The 18,168-nt window shown below is 43.7% G+C and carries 16 protein-coding genes; 9 read left to right on the top strand and 7 right to left on the bottom strand.

What is annotated here, in order from left to right; genetic code table 11:
• Positions 1-223 precede the first annotated feature (223 nt).
• The gene (gene nagE, locus R7F64_RS15525) at positions 224-1,717 is read right to left on the bottom strand and encodes an N-acetylglucosamine-specific PTS transporter subunit IIBC (RefSeq protein WP_005384985.1); all 1,494 of its coding nucleotides are present in this window, start codon (positions 1,715-1,717) and stop codon (positions 224-226) included.
• A 489-nt stretch (positions 1,718-2,206) separates the two neighbouring features.
• Here nagE and nagA point away from each other — a divergent pair, with 489 nt between their 5' ends.
• The 4 genes from nagA (at position 2,207) to asnB (ending at position 8,126) form a co-directional block, all read left to right on the top strand.
• Positions 2,207-3,343, top strand: coding sequence for an N-acetylglucosamine-6-phosphate deacetylase (nagA, locus tag R7F64_RS15520; RefSeq protein ID WP_025766987.1), 1,137 nt, complete (start codon positions 2,207-2,209; stop codon positions 3,341-3,343).
• Positions 3,344-3,345: 2 nt separating this feature from the next.
• Complete coding sequence (gene nagC, locus R7F64_RS15515) at positions 3,346-4,560, top strand: DNA-binding transcriptional regulator NagC (protein ID WP_318071877.1); 1,215 nt, start codon at positions 3,346-3,348, stop codon at positions 4,558-4,560.
• A gap of 81 nt (positions 4,561-4,641) precedes the next feature.
• The gene (locus R7F64_RS15510) at positions 4,642-6,231 is read left to right on the top strand and encodes a cation:proton antiporter family protein (protein WP_025766989.1); all 1,590 of its coding nucleotides are present in this window, start codon (positions 4,642-4,644) and stop codon (positions 6,229-6,231) included.
• A gap of 230 nt (positions 6,232-6,461) precedes the next feature.
• Positions 6,462-8,126: an asparagine synthase B gene (asnB, locus tag R7F64_RS15505; protein ID WP_005382100.1), complete on the top strand. Its 1,665-nt coding sequence runs from the start codon at positions 6,462-6,464 to the stop codon at positions 8,124-8,126.
• A gap of 115 nt (positions 8,127-8,241) precedes the next feature.
• Here asnB and rfaH read toward each other — a convergent pair whose 3' ends face one another.
• The gene (rfaH, locus tag R7F64_RS15500) at positions 8,242-8,742 is read right to left on the bottom strand and encodes a transcription/translation regulatory transformer protein RfaH (protein WP_005382098.1); all 501 of its coding nucleotides are present in this window, start codon (positions 8,740-8,742) and stop codon (positions 8,242-8,244) included.
• 333 nt (positions 8,743-9,075) lie between these two features.
• Between rfaH and R7F64_RS15495 the strand changes: the two genes are divergently transcribed.
• Positions 9,076-10,464: a peptide MFS transporter gene (locus tag R7F64_RS15495; RefSeq protein ID WP_005382097.1), complete on the top strand. Its 1,389-nt coding sequence runs from the start codon at positions 9,076-9,078 to the stop codon at positions 10,462-10,464.
• Between the two features lie 49 nt (positions 10,465-10,513).
• Here the strand turns inward: R7F64_RS15495 and hemH are convergent, their stop codons facing one another.
• The 3 genes from hemH to htpG all read right to left on the bottom strand — a co-directional run bounded on the left by hemH (position 10,514) and on the right by htpG (position 14,513).
• Positions 10,514-11,476, bottom strand: a complete 963-nt coding sequence (hemH, locus tag R7F64_RS15490) for a ferrochelatase (RefSeq protein ID WP_017819956.1) — start codon at positions 11,474-11,476, stop codon at positions 10,514-10,516.
• Between the two features lie 167 nt (positions 11,477-11,643).
• Complete coding sequence (gene adk / locus R7F64_RS15485; protein ID WP_005382094.1) at positions 11,644-12,288, bottom strand: adenylate kinase; 645 nt, start codon at positions 12,286-12,288, stop codon at positions 11,644-11,646.
• A gap of 320 nt (positions 12,289-12,608) precedes the next feature.
• Positions 12,609-14,513, bottom strand: coding sequence for a molecular chaperone HtpG (gene htpG / locus R7F64_RS15480; RefSeq protein ID WP_053303298.1), 1,905 nt, complete (start codon positions 14,511-14,513; stop codon positions 12,609-12,611).
• A gap of 271 nt (positions 14,514-14,784) precedes the next feature.
• Between htpG and R7F64_RS15475 the strand changes: the two genes are divergently transcribed.
• From R7F64_RS15475 to R7F64_RS15460, 4 genes are read left to right on the top strand one after another with little or no spacing between them, the layout of a single operon-like run.
• The gene (locus R7F64_RS15475; protein WP_017634819.1) at positions 14,785-15,663 is read left to right on the top strand and encodes a transcriptional regulator; all 879 of its coding nucleotides are present in this window, start codon (positions 14,785-14,787) and stop codon (positions 15,661-15,663) included.
• An 11-nt stretch (positions 15,664-15,674) separates the two neighbouring features.
• The gene (gene toxS, locus R7F64_RS15470) at positions 15,675-16,190 is read left to right on the top strand and encodes a transmembrane regulator ToxS (RefSeq protein ID WP_005382091.1); all 516 of its coding nucleotides are present in this window, start codon (positions 15,675-15,677) and stop codon (positions 16,188-16,190) included.
• Positions 16,191-16,236: 46 nt separating this feature from the next.
• On the top strand, positions 16,237-16,992 hold the full coding sequence (locus R7F64_RS15465; protein ID WP_017634821.1) for a sulfite exporter TauE/SafE family protein: 756 nt from the start codon (positions 16,237-16,239) through the stop codon (positions 16,990-16,992).
• A 21-nt stretch (positions 16,993-17,013) separates the two neighbouring features.
• Positions 17,014-17,292 carry a SelT/SelW/SelH family protein gene (locus R7F64_RS15460; protein ID WP_005382088.1) on the top strand — a complete coding sequence of 93 codons (279 nt, stop codon included), beginning with the start codon at positions 17,014-17,016 and terminating at the stop codon, positions 17,290-17,292.
• Between the two features lie 39 nt (positions 17,293-17,331).
• Here the strand turns inward: R7F64_RS15460 and yfcE are convergent, their stop codons facing one another.
• Positions 17,332-17,877 carry a phosphodiesterase gene (gene yfcE, locus R7F64_RS15455; RefSeq protein WP_017634822.1) on the bottom strand — a complete coding sequence of 182 codons (546 nt, stop codon included), beginning with the start codon at positions 17,875-17,877 and terminating at the stop codon, positions 17,332-17,334.
• Positions 17,878-17,952: 75 nt separating this feature from the next.
• Positions 17,953-18,162 carry a hypothetical protein gene (locus R7F64_RS15450; protein ID WP_005382086.1) on the bottom strand — a complete coding sequence of 70 codons (210 nt, stop codon included), beginning with the start codon at positions 18,160-18,162 and terminating at the stop codon, positions 17,953-17,955.
• Positions 18,163-18,168: the final 6 nt, after the last annotated feature.

Below are 18,168 nucleotides of genomic sequence, written 5' to 3'. Positions count from 1 at the left end.
AAGTATGGTTTCACAGAGTACATTGTTCCTAATGATCCACAATTCTAAGCAATTAGACAACAAGAACTCGCTCTAAAACGACAATATTTATTGAGTTGGCGTGAAAGCAAAGCAGATTCAAAGGGCCTAAACGAAAAAAGGCCTCCTGCGGAGGCCTTTTGCGATGTTGTAGTATCAATTGTTTGCAATACCAATAACAAACAATCGCACCACTATTAAACAGTTAAGCTGGTAACTGAACACCACTTAAGTCTTCATCTTTAGATACATTCTTCATCTCACCAGCAACAATCTCTGCTAGTGGACCAAGGATAACTTGTAGGTTGTTTGTACCTAGCTTCACAACTCCCATAGCTCCAAGATCTTTCAGAGTTTTCTCATTGATAACGCTCATATCTTTCACAGAAAGGCGCAAACGAGTAATACAGGCATCGATAGAACTTAGGTTGTCATGACCGCCAAGTGCTTTCAAGTACTGACGAGCAAGCTCTGAAGAATTGCTTGATCCAGCCACGTTAGATGAAGCTTCTTCATCATCTTCACGTCCCGGTGTTTTAAGGCCAAACTTAACAATCACGGTACGGAACACGAAGTAGTAAACCGCAAAGAAACCAAGACCTTGTACAATGAGCATGTACCAGTTTACCGCTAGCGGGTTACGAGTCGACAATACTAAGTCGACTAAACCAGCAGAGAAACCGAAACCTGCAATCCACTGCATTGATGCCGCGATATAAACTGATAGACCAGTCAGCGCTGCGTGAAGAACGTACAGTCCTGGAGCAAGGAACATGAATGCAAATTCAAGTGGTTCTGTTACACCTGTAAAGAATGAAGCAAACGCAGCCGCAATCATGATAGATGCCACTTTCTCTTTATTCTTTGATTTCGCAGTATGGTACATCGCTAGAGCAGCGCCTGGTAAACCAAACATCATGATTGGGAAGAAGCCCGCTTGGTACATCCCTGTAACACCTACCGTTGCCGTGCCTTCAGCTAATGATTTCGCACCGCCAAGGAAGTTTGGAATGTCATTAATACCAGCAACATCAAACCAGAACACTGAGTTTAGTGCATGGTGCAGACCAACAGGAATTAGAAGACGGTTGAAGAATGCATAAACACCTGCACCTGCTTCACCCATACCTTGAATGCTTTCTCCAAAACTGACCAGACCGCCGTAAACTGATGGCCAAACGTACATCAGGATGAACGCAATAACGATACCAGCAAAAGACGTTAGGATAGGTACAAGACGCTTACCAGAGAAAAACGCCAGTGCTTTGTGCAGCTCTACGTGAGAAAAACGGTTGTACAACTCAGCAGAAACAATACCAACCAAGATACCTACGAACTGGTTATTGATTTTACCAAATGCAGCAGGTACTTCACTTGGGTCAATGCCTTGAATTTGTGATACTGCACCAGGGGCCAAAAGCGTTGTGACAACTAAGAAGCCCACGAAGCCTGAAAGTGCAGCGGCGCCATCTTTGTCTTTAGACATTCCGTAAGCAACACCAACAGCGAACAATACTGACATGTTGTCAATGATCGCTGCACCAGCTTTAATAAGAAATGCAGCAAGTGCACTGTTTGCGCCCCAGCCATTTGGGTCGATCCAGTAGCCAATACCCATGAGTATTGCTGCTGCAGGAAGTGTGGCAACCGGCACCATAAGCGCCTTACCCACCTTCTGGAAGTATCCGAGAATGTTCACCTTAAGTTCCCCCTATAGGATTAGATGTTATGTTGAATGACTTATTTCAGCCGTCCAATTTAGTCATCCTAAGTTTATGATATTAATTTTGCTCCGCAAATTAAAAGCTCACCGTTTGTGATCATAATCACCACAATTTGCCCTTTCGGAAGGTTTTTGCTAGCGAGATCATAAAACTTATTTTATTATACGAAAAAATGGCGTTTTAAAGATAATATTCTCGCACTTTATGCAAGGCAGAATCAGTGTTATTTTGGTATCTAGGCGGGTAAATCACTGTAACTTTGCTCTGAAAAAGAATCATAAAAAACCATACAATTATTACTTTTCAGTTAGTTACTATGACAATAACATCGATAAAACGCGACTTGCTGTATGTGACTCGTTATCTAATTCAGTGATACAAACTAAGTACCCATATGACTGAAGCAGTCTCTACTTAGATAACGATATAGAAATTGAATTCTCATCTATAAGGACTAGCTGACTATGTACGCGCTAAGTAACTGTAAAATTTATACCGGTAGTGATGTTCTTACCGATCATGCGGTCATCATCGAAAACGATCTTATTCAATCTATTGTGCCGGTTTCTGAGCTACCTCAAAGCATCGAACTAAAAGACCTTGCAGGCGCTAATCTAAGTCCAGGCTTTATCGATCTGCAGTTGAACGGTTGTGGCGGTGTAATGCTAAACGATGCAATTACCCCTGAAACCATGCAAATCATGCACCAGGCAAACCTCAAATCTGGCTGTACTAGCTTCCTGCCAACACTCATTACGTCATCTGATGAAGATATGCGAACTGCAATTGCCGCAGCTCGTGAGTACCACAACAAGTATCAAAATCAATCGCTTGGTTTACACCTCGAAGGTCCTTACCTTAACGTCGCGAAAAAAGGCATCCATAACGTAGATTTTATTCGCCCATCAGACGAAAGCATGATCGACCTTATCTGCACAAACGCCGATATCGTAGCGAAAGTAACACTAGCACCTGAGCATAACGACCCAGAGCATATTGCGCGATTAAAGGCTGCTGGCATCGTAGTTTCAATTGGCCACACAAATGCAACCTACGCCGAAGCACGTAAAAGCTTTGAAGCAGGCATTACTTTTGCTACACACCTCTTTAATGCAATGACACCAATGGTTGGTCGTGAACCAGGAGTTGTTGGTGCAATTTACGATACTCCTGACGTATATGCTGGCATTATTGCTGATGGTTTTCACGTCGACTACGCAAACATCCGAATTGCTCATAAAATCAAAGGTGAAAAGCTTGTTTTGGTGACGGATGCCACAGCTCCAGCAGGTGCTAACATTGATCACTTTATTTTTGTCGGTAAGAAAGTATATTACCGAGATGGTAAGTGTGTTGATGAAAATGGCACGCTAGGCGGCTCAGCTTTGACAATGATTGAAGCAGTTCAGAATTCAGTTGAGCACGCGGGGATCGCTTTAGACGAAGCTCTACGAATGGCCACGTTATACCCAGCAACAGCAATTGGTGTTGAGGATCGCCTTGGCCGAGTTCGAAAAGGGATGGTTGCAAACCTGACTATTTTCGATCGTGACTTTAAAGTAAAAGCGACGGTTGTTAACGGACAATACGAGCAAAATTAAGCATGAATGGCGGACAGATTGGTAATGTAGATTTAGTAAAACAGCTTAACAGCGCTGCGGTATATAGGCTGATTGATCAGCAAGGTCCTATCTCCCGTATTCAAGTCGCGGACGTGAGTCAGCTCGCGCCTGCTAGTGTTACCAAAATAACCCGCCAACTTTTAGAGCGCGGCCTTATTAAGGAGGTCGCCCAACAAGCTTCAACTGGTGGTCGTCGTGCGATCTCTTTGACTACTGAAGTCAAACCTTTTCATTCGATTGCCGTTCGCTTAGGTCGAGATTACGTACAGTTCAGTTTATACGATTTAGGTGGTACCGCGCTGGCAGAAGATCAGCATGAACTGCACTACACTAACCAAGCAGACTTAATCGCAGGACTTATCGATTTATTAAAAGATTTCGTAAACCGTTGCGAAGACAAAATTGATCAACTCATCGCTATCGGCATCACTTTACCGGGCCTTGTTAACCCAACAACTGGCGTGGTCGAATACATGCCTAATACCGATATCGATAATCTTGCTCTCGGTGAAATTGTTGGAGAGAAGTTTAATACAGCATGCTTTGTTGGCAACGACGTACGTGGCATGGCGTTGGCTGAGCACTACTTTGGAGCAAGCCAAGACTGCCAGGATTCTATTTTGGTTAGCGTCCACCGCGGTACTGGCGCAGGTATTATCGTTAACGGCCAGGTTTTTCTTGGTTTTAACCGCAACGTCGGTGAAATTGGTCATATCCAAATTGACCCGCTTGGTGAGCAATGCCAATGTGGAAACTTTGGCTGTTTAGAAACCGTAGCTGCAAACCCAGCGATTATTCAACGAGTGAAGCAACTGATTACTCAAGGATACGAATCAAGCTTAACCGACCTTGAAAACATCACAATTGAAGCGGTATGTCAGCACGCAATGAATGGTGATGAACTTGCGAAACAGAGTTTAGTGCGAGTGGGCAACCAGCTAGGTAAAGCGATTGCGATTACGGTTAACTTATTTAATCCACAGAAAATTGTAATTGCTGGCGATATTACTGCAGCACAAGATATTGTTTTCCCTGCAATTCAACGCAACGTAGAGAATCAATCTCTTAGAACTTTCCATAACGACCTCCCTATCGTGGCTTCTCACATTGATAAGCAGCCAACGATGGGCGCATTTGCGATGATTAAACGCGCTATGCTAAACGGAGTTTTGTTACAAAAGTTACTGGAAGACTAAGTTTATACAACCAATTGAGTTACAATCTCGGGCTGTGTTTTCACAGCCCGTTTTTGTATATCAGGAATACAGCTCAACAGTATGGAAATTATTCTAATTACAGCCGCTTTTTTAGCTGGTTTTATTGCGCTTAAATGCAGCCTCCCTCCCCTCGTTGGTTTTCTACTAGCTGGATTTGGCTTGCATGCATTTGGTTACCAAAGCAATGACGTTATTGTCACTCTCGCAGATCTTGGTGTTACTCTTCTTCTGTTTACTATTGGACTCAAACTCGATGTAAAAACCCTGCTGTCCAAAGAAATATGGGGAGGGGCAACCGCCCACAACATACTCTCTACCGCTTTTTTTGCCCTAGCGTTATCCGGCTTAAAACTACTGGGCTTGACTTCGCTAGCCAGTATGGACGGCAGCCAAATCCTGCTTTTAGCTTTTGCACTATCGTTCTCTAGTACCGTTTTTGCCGTAAAAGCATTGCAAGAAAAAGGCGAAATGAACGCGACCTACGGCACACTCGCGATCGGTATCTTGGTTATGCAAGATATTTTTGCCGTAGTATTCCTGACTGCTTCAACCGGAAAAGTCCCAGAATGGTATGCCATCGGTTTGTTCGCACTGCCTTTCCTTCGTCCCCTATTCTATAAGCTGCTCGATAAAGTTGGCCACGGCGAAATGCTGGTGCTATTCGGTATTTTCTTCGCGCTTGTTGTCGGTGCTGGGCTATTCGAGTTGGTCGGGATGAAACCAGACTTGGGCGCGCTAATTTTAGGCATGCTACTCGCAGGTCACCCAAAAGCCTCAGAACTATCCAAGTCATTATTCAATATGAAGGAGCTCTTTTTAGTCTGCTTCTTTTTAAACATTGGTTTATCCGCCTCATTGAGCGTGAATGGCGTCGTTCTCGCCCTGCTATTTATCTTACTGCTACCAATCAAAGGACTCTTGTACTTCGTCACTATTAATCATTTTAAGTTTCGAGTACGTACCTCTTTGCTCGCCTCTTTATCACTATTTAACTACAGTGAGTTTGGTCTTATTGTTGCAGGGTTGGCCTATAAAATGGGCTGGATGCCAAGTGATATGCTTGCTGCGATTGCGGTTGCGGTGTCGGTATCCTTTGTAATTTCCGCGCCACTTAACCGCCTTAGCCATAAAATTTATCAACATTCAGGTAAGTGGCTGCAAGAGACAGCGGTAGAAAAGCTCAATCAACGCGACCAACTCATCAACCCAGGTCATGCCCAAGTATTGATCTTAGGTATGGGGCGTATTGGAACGGGCGCTTATGATGAGCTACGCTCACGCTATGGCAAAATTTCATTGGGTATAGAAATTCGTGAAGACGCTGCACATCATCATCGTTCAGAAGGAAGAAATGTGATTTCTGGTGATGCCACCGACCCGGATTTCTGGGAGCGAATTTTAGATACAGGTCATGTAAAACTGGTTCTGCTTGCAATGCCACATCATCAAGGTAACCAAACAGCACTTGAGCAGCTTAAACGCAGAAAATATAAGGGGCAAATTGCCGCTATCGCCGAATACCCAGATCAATTGCAAGGCTTACTTGAAAATGGCGTTGACGCAGCATTCAATATATATAGTGAAGCTGGTAGCGGTTTTGCTCGACACGTCTGTAAACAACTTCAGCCTAAATTCACACCAATTAAATAAGCAACAGCACTGATATTTTTTGAAAGGCTTTCTATTGATAGAAAGCCTTTTTTGTATAGTTTTTATACCAAACCTTGATCTCATTCACCAAAACAACGGTTGAGTTAAATATTTTCCATACAACAAGGCCTTTTATCATTTTTTTAATCACAAAACGTTGCTTTTTTTATTAGTAATGGCAAATTTAAACCATACCGATTAGAAATTGTTTAGTTTAGTAAGGATGTAGTATGTGTTCAGTATTTGGCATTTTAGACATTAAAAGCGATGCAGCCGCATTGCGCCCTATCGCATTAGAGATGTCGAAAAAACTTCGTCACCGTGGCCCAGACTGGTCTGGGATTTACTCTTCAGAGCGTGCTATTTTAGCGCACGAGCGCTTGGCGATTGTTGGTCTAAATAGTGGTGCACAGCCGCTATACAGCCCTGATAAGAAGCTCATCCTTGCCGTCAATGGTGAAATCTACAACCATAAAGAAATTCGTGCTCGTTACGAAGGAAAGTACGAATTTCAAACCGATTCAGACTGTGAAGTCATTCTTGCACTTTACCAAGATATGGGTGCAGATCTCCTTGAAGAACTAAACGGTATTTTCGCTTTTGTGCTCTACGACGAAGAAAAAGATGAGTATTTAGTCGGCCGTGACCATATTGGTATTATCCCTCTTTATCAAGGTCACGATGAACATGGTAACTACTATGTGGCATCAGAGATGAAGGCTCTTGTTCCAGTATGTAAAACAGTAAGTGAATTCCCTCCTGGTAGCTACTACAGCTCTAAAGATACTCAGCCAACACGTTACTATGTTCGTGACTGGAACGAGTACGCAGCAGTACAAGGTAACAGCACTAGCAAAGAAGAATTGACGGAAGCGCTAGAAGCGGCTGTTAAACGCCAACTAATGACTGACGTGCCTTACGGTGTGCTTCTTTCAGGTGGTCTAGATTCTTCTATTACATCTGCGGTAGCAAAACGCTTTGCAGCGATGCGTATTGAAGATGATGAAAAGTCTGAAGCTTGGTGGCCTCAACTGCACTCTTTTGCTGTTGGCCTAGAAGGCGCGCCTGACCTGAAAGCAGCTCGCGAAGTTGCCGACCAAATTGGTACCGTTCACCACGAAATGACGTACACGATTCAAGAAGGTTTGGACGCGATTCGTGACGTGATTTACCACATTGAAACGTATGACGTGACGACTATCCGCGCATCAACACCTATGTTCTTAATGGGTCGTAAGATCAAAGCGATGGGTATCAAGATGGTATTGTCTGGTGAGGGCGCTGACGAAATCTTTGGTGGCTACCTTTACTTCCACAAAGCGCCAAACGCGAAAGAGTTCCACGAGGAGACTGTGCGTAAACTGCTTGCTCTGAACATGTTCGACTGTGCTCGTGCTAACAAGTCGCTGGCAGCATGGGGAGTTGAAGGACGCGTACCTTTCCTAGATAAAGAGTTCATTGATGTAGCAATGCGCTTGAACCCAGCAGACAAGATGTGTGGCAACGGTAAAATGGAGAAACACATCCTTCGTGAGTGCTTCGAGCACTACCTGCCAGAATCGATCGCATGGCGTCAAAAAGAGCAGTTCTCTGATGGCGTTGGCTACAGCTGGATCGATACGCTGAAAGAAGTAGCAGAACAGAAAGTGACAGACCAGCAGATGGAAACAGCTCAATATCGATTCCCATACAACACGCCAACGACAAAAGAAGGCTACGTGTACCGTGAAATCTTTGAAGAGTTATTCCCACTTCCATCAGCAGCAGAGTGTGTACCAGGAGGCCCTTCAGTAGCGTGTTCTTCAGCGAAGGCGATTGAATGGGATGAATCGTTCCAAAACTGTGTTGACCCATCAGGTCGTGCAGTACAGACCGTTCACAACGACTCATACTAATTCTCTACGATAAAGATAAGGGTTGGTTCGTCCAACCCTTTTAAAACAGACAAAAAATTAGATACGATCAAAAAGAGGTGCTTTTGCACCTCTTTTTATGTTTGATGGAATTAGGCTATTTTAAATCTAAATCACTATTGTCTATGCTGACAGGCACACGCTTGGTGATCATCTGAACTAGCATAATTGAGCGTTTCTCACCATCTTGTTCTTGGAAGATGGCATCTATGCCCGCAAATTGACCGCTTTTAACTCTAATTTGATCGCCTGGTTTTGGCATGCATTCAGAAACGGTATTGTCATTACAACACTTTTCTAGCTGCATCAATTCGAAGACCAAGTCACCTTGAACTTCTTTCGGTTGAGCACCAAAACGCACAAAGTCAACAACACCTCGAGTAGAGCGGACTGAGGTGAAGTTTGGCCCTTGCTCATAATCAAAGTAAGCGAATACGTAACAAGGAAACAGCGGTTCCTCGACTTTTTGTCTTTTACCGCGCAAAATCTTCTCAACTTCTACAGTTGGATAAAAGCATTCTACACCTTGGTTTTCAAGGTGTTGTTTCGCCCTAACCTGCTCCCCACGTTTACAATAAAGTAGATACCAACGTTTCATCTTTTTACTAGCCAATTCTATTTTGTTTTTATCCTAGCATTAAGCCAAAGTTGAGTCATTGATATTCAGTTTATCTATAAAAGTATGATTATACATCGCTCGCATTAACGACATTTTTCAGCAACTTACGATAAAGAAGTCCATAGGCAAAAATGGAAATTAAGTTTGTGACACAACCAATACACCATCATATAATCTGCAAATCTAATCAAAAACAGCCACTTAACAAACAAAAATAGTTGAATGGCAAAATTTTATTATTTGTCACTCGTTGAATTGCATTGTATACGTAGAAGTCGTTAAAAAATGTAATAACTATTATTAGAAGAGCTTATGTCAAACCAACATCAATATTTTGGTCATCCACGTGGCCTGTTCTTATTGTTCGGTACAGAACTGTGGGAACGCTTTTCTTACTACGCAATGCGTGCCATTCTCGTGCTTTACCTTACTGATACAACAATGAATGGCGGCCTTGGCTGGTCAACCAAAGACGCATTAGACCTATACGGCATATACACAGGGCTTGTGTATATCACGCCTCTTATCGGTGGTTACCTAGCAGATAACTATTTAGGTCAACGTCGCTCAATTTTGCTTGGTGGCGCGTTAATGGCCATCGGCCAGTTTACTCTTGCACTTCCTGCTGATGCTTTAGGTATTGGTTCGCTACATAGTTTCTATTTAGGTCTTGGCCTACTTATCACTGGTAACGGTCTCTTTAAGCCAAATATCTCAACCATGGTTGGCGACCTTTATCAAGAAGGTGACAACCGTCGTGACGGCGCATTCACTATCTTTTATATGGGTATCAACTTAGGTGCATTACTTGCCGGCGTCGTTTCTGGCTCTGTGACAACCTCTTACGGTTGGAAAGCTGGCTTTGTTGCCGCTGGTGTGGGTATGCTGGTTAGCCTAGTGATGCAAATGGTACTGGCTCAATCATGGCTTGGTGATATTGGTCGCGAACCAGCGGCGAAACGAGATCTAAACAACAAAAACGCCACCACGAAGCAGCCACTCACCAAAGAAGAAGTGAATCGACTAAAAGTAATTCTGGTCATGAGCTTATTCACTATTGTCTTCTGGGCAGGCTTTGAACAAGCTGGTGGTCTGATGAACATCTACACTCAACAATATACTGATCGCATGATTGGTGGTTTCGAAGTTCCTGCTGCGTGGTTCCAATCACTAAACCCATTTTTCATTATTACTCTAGCGCCAGTTCTGGCTGTCCTTTGGGTAAAATTGGGTAAACGTGAACCTACTTCGCCAGTGAAATTTGCGATGGCACTATTTTTCTTGGCGATTGGTTTCCTTTGTATGGTTGGCGCAGTGCTAGAACAAGGTGGAGATACAACAGTAAAAACATCGATGTTATGGTTGGTCGGCGCTTTCTTCTTCCACACATTAGGCGAGCTGTGTTTATCTCCAATTGGTCTTTCATTGGTGACTAAATTAGCACCGCTTCGCTTAGCTTCACTTATGATGGGTGCATGGTTTGGCTGTAATGCGATTGCTAACTATGTTGCGGGCTATGTGGGTTCTCACGTAGGCGAGTTAGGCGCTATGGCTATCTTTAGTGGTATTGCGGTCAGCGCAACCGTAAGTGGCGTAATTTTGCTCCTATTCTCTAATACACTCGTTCGCTGGATGCATGGCGCTGAAAATACGCACAGCACGGCAGAGCAAGTAGAAGAGCAGCAAGTACAAGTTGCTTGATCGCTCAACTAAACGTAGAAAGGGTCGCTATTGCGACCCTTTTTTGTATCTAAAGTTTAGATTGAACTAACTCAACCATCATCTCGATATGAAGTTCACTATCGTTCAAACAAGGGATGTAGGTAAAGTTTTCGCCACCAGCTTCAAGGAAAATCTCTTTACACTCTTCCGAGATCTCTTCCAACGTCTCTAAACAATCTGACGAAAATGCAGGGGTCACAACATTAATATTTTTCACACCCTTTGCAGGAAGTGCTTCTAGGGTCTTATCGGTATAAGGTTGAAGCCACTCTTCTCTCCCAAATCGGGACTGATACGTCATGCCAATTTGTTGTTCGCTTAAACCTAACGCTTCCCCAAGCAAGCGAGTCGTCTCTTCACAATGCTGTGGGTAAACATCACCATTGTCAGCATAGCGTTTTGGAATACCATGATAAGAACACAGCAGGTAATCTCCCTGGCCATTCTTTTGCCAATGTTCACGAACTGAATGCGCTAACGCTTCAATATATTTCGGGTGATTGTAATAATCACGAATAAAGCTAAAGCCCGGCATCACAGGCAGGTTTTTAAATGCTTTAGTGATTCCGTCAGAAACCGCTGCCGTTGTTGTGCCCGAGTATTGCGGATACAAAGGTAAAACAATGACTTCATCAACGCCTTGCGCCAATAGGGCTTCAAAGCCTGATTGTAAACTTGGGTTACCATACGTCATACCAAGCTCTACAGGTATATCAAGCTTTTGTGCTAACTTTTCAGTTTGGCGTTTAGAGTACACCATCAACGGCGAGCCCTCTTCCATCCATACTGATTGATAGAGTTTGGCAACTTTAGGAGCTCGGATAGGAAGGATAACGCCGTGCAATAGTGGACACCAAAGCCATCGAGTCATGTCTACCACTCGGTGATCATGAAGAAACTGACTTAAAAAGCGCTTTACGGCAGGAGCGGTTGGTGCGTCAGGAGTTCCCAGGTTAACTAGGAGTACACCCTGTTTATTATTCTCTTTCATAACATCCTATTCATGGTAAACGGCTTGGTTCATATATTTAAGTAACCTCGAAGTAACGAATAGCCGAGCTGAAGTTAATTAGATATATGTTTACGAGTAAACTAAAAAAAGCGACCACTTGGGCCGCTTTCAATATATCAAAATATTAAATTTTTGACTTCAGCAAATTAAGATAGTGCTTTCTCGATATCCGCACTAACTTCAGCTACTTGCTTAGTACCATCAAACTTAAGGTACTTAGTCTTGCCTGCTTCAGCTTCTTTGCCGTAGTAGTTGATTAGCGGTGCAGTTTGCTCGTGGTAAACACCTAGACGAGCACGTACTGTTTCTTCTTTGTCGTCATCACGAACAACAAGATCTTCACCAGTTACATCATCTTTACCTTCCACTTTAGGCGGGTTGTAAACCACGTGGTAAGTACGACCAGAAGGAAGGTGAGCACGACGACCAGCCATACGCTCAACAATCACATCGTCTGCAACGTCAAATTCGATAACGTAGTCTACGTCTACGCCCATTTCTTTTAGGCCGTCAGCTTGAGGGATAGTACGTGGGAAACCATCTAGTAGGAAACCGTTTGCACAGTCTTCTTGAGCGATACGCTCTTTGATAAGACCAAGGATGATTTCATCAGAAACTAGCTGACCAGCGTCAATAACAGCTTTAGCTTGTTTACCAAGCTCTGTACCTGCTTTGATAGCAGCACGAAGCATATCACCAGTAGAGATTTGTGGAATACCGTATTTTTCCATGATGAAGTTTGCTTGTGTGCCTTTACCTGCACCTGGAGCACCTAGAAGAATGATGCGCATGATTTATCCTCTTTAATATTTAAGATTTATACCGAAGCTCACAATAGCTGACCTCTTAGACATCAAACCTGAGAAGCACCTGCAACGATAAGTTTCGGTATAACGTATATAGGCGAGCAAAAATACACGCCTTATTACTCACATTCAAGTCGCAGATTCTATCACAGGTTCTCTGAGCAAAGAGTGTATTAAGACTAAAGAATGTTAACAGTACCCTCTTTCACGCCCTATTGATTATTAACTCAGCACTTGAGATGCAAAATTTTGCGACAACAAACAAAAAGCTCGCGAAATGCGAGCTTTTTGATTTGCAGAGGTTATTACACCTTAGTCAAAAGTTGATTAACGGCTCCTAAGAACTCTGTTGGATCCTCAATAGAGCCTCGCTCCGCTAGCATTGCCTGACCAAGCAGAACTTCAACCCAGCGACCAAACGCTTCTTCATCGGCTTCGTCAGCCATACGCTTAACCAATTTGTGCTCAGGGTTTAGCTCAAAGATGTATTTCACTTCCGGCACAGCTTGACCAGCTGCCGCAAGAAGCTTCGCCATTTGAGTGCCCATTTCGTAATCGTCCGTTACCACAACAGCAGGCGTAGATGCGAGTTTGAAGGTCGTACGAACTTCTTTCACACGATCGCCTAGGTAAGACTTCGTGCGCTCTACAACCGACTTGAACTCTTCTTCGGTTTCTTTTTGCTTCTCTTTTTCTGCTTCATCTTCAAACTGACTTAGATCAAGCCCAGCTTTAGTGATTGACTGGAACTGTTTACCATCAAACTCAGTTAAGTAGTTCATCAGCCACTCATCAATGCGGTCGTACATCAAGATAACTTCAATGCCTTTCGCTTTGAACTGTTCTAAGTGAGGGCTGTTTTTCGCAGCTGCATAGCTGTCTGCCGTCAAGTAGTAGATCTTATCTTGACCTTCTTTCATGCGCTCAACGTAAGACGCCAAGCCCACAGTTTGCTCAGAAGAGTCCACTTCAGTTGAAGCAAAGCGCAATAAACCTGCAACTTTCTCTTTGTTTGCAAAGTCCTCCGCAGGGCCCTCTTTCATCACAAGACCAAACTCTTTCCAGAATGATTGGTATTTCTCTTCGTCATTCTTGGCCATACGCTCGAGCATCGTTAGCACGCGCTTAGTACAAGCATTACGTAGAGACTGAGTCACTTTATTGTCTTGTAAGATCTCACGCGATACGTTTAGCGGTAAATCGTTTGAGTCTATTAAACCACGTACGAAGCGTAAGTATGACGGCATAAATTGCTCTGCATCGTCCATAATGAATACGCGCTGTACGTACAGTTTCAAGCCTGATTTGTGGTCGCGGTTCATCATATCCCAAGGTGCTTTCGATGGGATGTATAGTAAGCTCGTGTAGTCGTTTTTACCTTCTACACGGTTATGACTCCAGACCAAGGGATCGGCAAAGTCATGTGATACGTGCTTGTAGAACTCTTGATACTCTTCTTCTGAAATATCAGATTTGTTACGCGTCCACAGTGCTTGGGCTTTGTTGATTTGCTCCCACTTTTTCTCATCTGTTTCCTTGCCTTCGTCATCACGAACGACAGTTTGGATTGAAACAGGAATGCCGATGTGATCAGAGTACTTACTGATAACGTCACGTAGACGCCACTCATTCAAAAACTCTTTACCCTCTTCACGCATATGAAGAATGATGTCGGTACCACGTGACTCTTTGGTAATGTTTTCGATGGTGTACTCACCTTCACCCGCTGAGTGCCATTGTACCGCTTCATCAGCGGCTAGACCCGCAGCGCGAGTGCGCACGGTAACGGCGTCAGCAACGATAAATGCCGAGTAGAAACCAACACCAAACTGACCAATAAGCTGAGAGTCTTTGCTCTGCTCTTCAGATAGCTTTGAGAAAAATTCGGCTGTTCCAGATTTTGCGATTGTTCCTAAGTGCTCAATCACATCATCACGGCTCATACCGATACCGTTATCAGAAATGGTTAAGGTATTTGCGCTTTCATCAAACGACAGTTTCACGCAAAGATCTGCATTACCTTCGTATAGATCTGGGTTAGATAACGCCTGAAAGCGCAGTTTGTCTGATGCATCTGATGCGTTAGAGATCAGCTCGCGCAAAAAGATCTCTTTATTTGAATAAAGAGAATGGATCATTAAATGCAGTAGTTGTTTTACTTCTGATTGAAAACCACGAGTTTCTTTATTTTGAGATACGGTTTCGCTCATGTGTGCTCCATAACATCTAAACTAATTGGCTTTTTCATAGGGACAAGTTTGTGACTTTCCCCTTGAAATCACCTTACCGAGATGTCATTTAACATGTGGCTGACAAATGTAAATTCAAGGTCAATATTGCTAAAAACGGTGTTTTTTTAGAAAATTTTAATTATCCTACCCGTCTAAAAGCATCTAAAATGTCGTGCGCACTCCAAGCGCCCCGGTAATTTTGTGACATAAATCACCATAATTACAACATCATCCATCTAAGAAGAACTAAATGACTAACATTGGCACCAAATTTCTACTTGCTCAAAGGTTCACCTTTGATCCAAATAGTAATTCGCTCGCTGACCAACAAAACGGCAACGACGTTGTACGATTAGGAAGCAACGAAAGCCGTATACTTCTGATGTTGGCAGAGAGACCAAACGAAGTTTTAACCCGTAACGAGCTTCACGAGTTTGTTTGGCGTGAGCAAGGTTTTGAGGTGGATGACTCAAGCCTGACTCAAGCGATTTCTACTCTGCGTAAGATGTTGAAGGATTCAACAAAATCTCCAGAGTTTGTTAAAACGGTACCTAAACGTGGCTACCAACTCATTTGTTCAGTGGAACGCTTGAGCCCATTTTCTACTGACTCTAACACTGACGTTGAAGAAAGCGCTTCTGAACACGAAGCGCCAGCAGTGGAGTTAGAAGCGAGCGATACACCACCAACAGAGATAGTGACCGATACTACTGCTGATCTTGAGCCTCAAGTAGAGCCGACTAAAACTCAGCCGAAGCCAGCATCTAACACGATTAACTGGCTACCGCGTGTCATTATCTTTTTATCTCTGCTGCTTCCTGTTTGCGTATTGTTATTCACGAACCCAGCGGAATCCCAATTCCGTCAGATTGGTGAGTATCAAAATGTACCGGTGATGACACCTGTAAATCACCCTCAAATCAACAACTGGTTGCCCTCAATAGAGCAATGCATTGAGCGCTACGTGAAGCACCATGCAGAAGACTCGTTGCCAGTGGAAGTGATTGCCACTGGCGGACAAAATAACCAGCTGATTCTGAACTACATTCATGACAGTAACCACTCTTACGAGAACGTAACACTGCGTATTTTCGCAGGTCAAAACGATCCAACAGACATCTGCAAATAAAGGAGGCCAATATGAAGATTAAATTAGCATCTGCGGTTTTGGCCGTATCCGTTCTTTTCAGTAGTTGGTTGTATTGGGGAAGTGACCTAAAAGTGGAACAGCTCCTCACAGCAAACGAATGGCAGTCGACCATGGTGACAGTCATTACAGACAGCTTGCCTGACGATACTGTCGGCCCACTACGCCGAGTTAATGTTGAATCAAACGTGAAATATCTCCCTAATGGTGACTATATTCGCGTAGCAAATATAAAACTATTCGCTCAAGGTTCAACCGCAGAATCAACGATAAATATCTCGGAAAAAGGCCGCTGGGAAGTAAGTGACAACTATTTGTTGGTCTCGCCTTCGGAGTTTAAAGATATTTCATCTTCTCAATCAAAAGACTTTTCCGAAGCACAGCTACGTTTAATTACTCAAATTTTTAAGCTAGATGCGGAGCAAAGTCGTCGTATTGACGTCGTGAACGAAAAAACACTATTGCTCACTAGCTTGAACCACGGTTCTTCGGTACTGTTTAAAAACTAATTTTGATTGGATGATAAGGGGGCAAGACGCCCCCTTTGTTTTGCTTATGGATTGGCTAGATACCACTACTCTCTTTTTCGGTTCACTAATCGCCAACACGATGGCTTCACTTTCTGGTGGCGGAGCAGGCTTGCTTCAATTCCCTTTACTCATCTTTCTCGGCTTACCGTTCTCCGTTGCGCTAGGCACACATAAGGTGGCTTCGGTTGCTTTAGGCTTAGGCGCAGCAAGCACGCATTTAAGATCAGGCACTATTAAATGGAAAATCGCGCTCTACCTTATCTTGTCCGGTAGTATTGGCGTGATTTTAGGGGCTAACTTAATTGTACAGATCCCTGATGGTATCGCGGAAAAGATGCTCGGCACGATGATCCTAGCGCTAGGTATCTACTCGCGATTTAAGACATCGCTAGGCCAAGCTGAAGTAATACGTAACCGTCATCCTATCGGTTGGGTTATTGGTGGAATTGGCTTACTGTTTATCGGCATCATTAACGGATCTCTTACCGCAGGTTCTGGTTTGCTCGTGACACTATTTTTGGTGCGCTGGTTTGGTTACGACTACAAACAAGCCGTTGCTTACACCATGATTTGTGTCGGCCTGTTTTGGAATGGCATTGGAGGCATTGCCGTCGTACAGGCAGGGGCGCCTATTCACTGGGCTTGGTTACCTGTTTTATTGTTAAGCTCTTTTCTAGGCGGCAGTTTAGGCGCATGGGCCGCGACTCGATACAGCAACAGAGTGATTAAAGTTGCATTCGAAATTCTCACGTTTGCGGTGGGCATCAAGTTGCTGGTTTAAAAAGATTAAAAGGAAAGTTTCATGGATAAAGCAATCATTGATATTTATTACTGCCGCCAGTGCAACTGGATGTTGCGTTCAACTTGGCTATCGCAAGAATTACTGCATACTTTTAGTGAAGAAATAGAAACAATCAGCTTACACCCAGACACAGGTGGTCGCTTCGAAATTTTCTGTAATGGCCAGCAAATTTGGGAACGGAAAAAAGACAGCGGCTTTCCTGAAGCCAAGGTGCTAAAACAGCGCGTTAGAGACATTATCGACCCAGAACGCGATTTAGGACATTCAGACACAAAATAGGGAGCAATTCGCTCCCTATTTTTTTACTTAGTAAAACCGTTAAATCATGGTTTGTGCTAATACTTCGCCTTCTGGCGTTTTTACCGTTAGCTTATTGTCTTCTAGAGTACCAAAGCTTCTCGGTAAGCCATTACGTGGGAATGTCATCGAGCCTGGGTTGAATATAATGGCTCCATCTTGCATCTCTGCGACGGGAACATGTGTATGCCCGTGGGCGATGATATCACCTTCGCGCAGTGGCGGCCGTTTTTCAGAGTTGTACAAGTGACCATGAGTCAAAAAGATTCTCTTGCCAGATTCAAGTAGCACCCATGAGTAATCCATCATCATTGGAAACTTCAATAGCATTTGGTCCACTTCACTATCACAGTTGCCACGTACAGAAATAATTTGATCACTGTATTGGTTCAATAAGTCTGCTACCTGTGGAGGGTTGTAGCCTTCCGGAATAGGGTTTCGCGGCCCATGGTTTAGCGTATCTCCTAGCAAAATCAGGTGGTGCGCACCAGAGGCCAGAAATAGCTCAATGGTTTCTTTAGTTGCTGGCAAAGAGCCATGCAGGTCTGAGGCAAAAAATAGTTTCACGACATTGTCTCCTCAAAAAGTATGAGGTCATTCTACGGCATTTTTTTAGCAGCTCAACCTACGACGGTTTGAATACTACTGATAGCGCAATGATTCAATGACCATAGGCAAAACATAGAACCATGCTGCATACGCTGTTCCAACCAACACCAGTATCCAAAACACCATCGACATAAATTTTGATTTGGCTAGATGGTGCAGCGGATCGGGCTCTCCGCATCCTGGACATGCATGAGCGCGTTTTGAGATTTGTTTCTCACACACGGGGCAAGAGACTAAAGGCATGATACA

The sequence above is a fragment of the Vibrio sp. Vb1980 genome, from assembly GCF_033338615.1.
GTDB lineage: Bacteria > Pseudomonadota > Gammaproteobacteria > Enterobacterales > Vibrionaceae > Vibrio > Vibrio alginolyticus.
The sequence above is the reverse complement of the archived record's forward strand: the minus strand, read 5'-3'. Positions and strand labels throughout refer to the sequence as shown.

Excerpts from the sequence above, each read along its gene's own strand:
- nagA (WP_025766987.1), top strand. The coding sequence starts at position 2,207 with ATGTACGCGCTAAGTAACTGTAAAATTTATACCGGTAGTGATGTTCTT.
- nagC (WP_318071877.1), top strand. The coding sequence starts at position 3,346 with ATGAATGGCGGACAGATTGGTAATGTAGATTTAGTAAAACAGCTTAAC.
- R7F64_RS15510 (WP_025766989.1), top strand. The coding sequence starts at position 4,642 with ATGGAAATTATTCTAATTACAGCCGCTTTTTTAGCTGGTTTTATTGCG.
- asnB (WP_005382100.1), top strand. The coding sequence starts at position 6,462 with ATGTGTTCAGTATTTGGCATTTTAGACATTAAAAGCGATGCAGCCGCA.
- rfaH (WP_005382098.1), bottom strand. The coding sequence starts at position 8,742 with ATGAAACGTTGGTATCTACTTTATTGTAAACGTGGGGAGCAGGTTAGG.
- R7F64_RS15495 (WP_005382097.1), top strand. The coding sequence starts at position 9,076 with ATGTCAAACCAACATCAATATTTTGGTCATCCACGTGGCCTGTTCTTA.
- hemH (WP_017819956.1), bottom strand. The coding sequence starts at position 11,476 with ATGAAAGAGAATAATAAACAGGGTGTACTCCTAGTTAACCTGGGAACT.
- adk (WP_005382094.1), bottom strand. The coding sequence starts at position 12,288 with ATGCGCATCATTCTTCTAGGTGCTCCAGGTGCAGGTAAAGGCACACAA.
- htpG (WP_053303298.1), bottom strand. The coding sequence starts at position 14,513 with ATGAGCGAAACCGTATCTCAAAATAAAGAAACTCGTGGTTTTCAATCA.
- R7F64_RS15475 (WP_017634819.1), top strand. The coding sequence starts at position 14,785 with ATGACTAACATTGGCACCAAATTTCTACTTGCTCAAAGGTTCACCTTT.
- toxS (WP_005382091.1), top strand. The coding sequence starts at position 15,675 with ATGAAGATTAAATTAGCATCTGCGGTTTTGGCCGTATCCGTTCTTTTC.
- R7F64_RS15465 (WP_017634821.1), top strand. The coding sequence starts at position 16,237 with ATGGATTGGCTAGATACCACTACTCTCTTTTTCGGTTCACTAATCGCC.
- R7F64_RS15460 (WP_005382088.1), top strand. The coding sequence starts at position 17,014 with ATGGATAAAGCAATCATTGATATTTATTACTGCCGCCAGTGCAACTGG.
- R7F64_RS15450 (WP_005382086.1), bottom strand. The coding sequence starts at position 18,162 with ATGCCTTTAGTCTCTTGCCCCGTGTGTGAGAAACAAATCTCAAAACGC.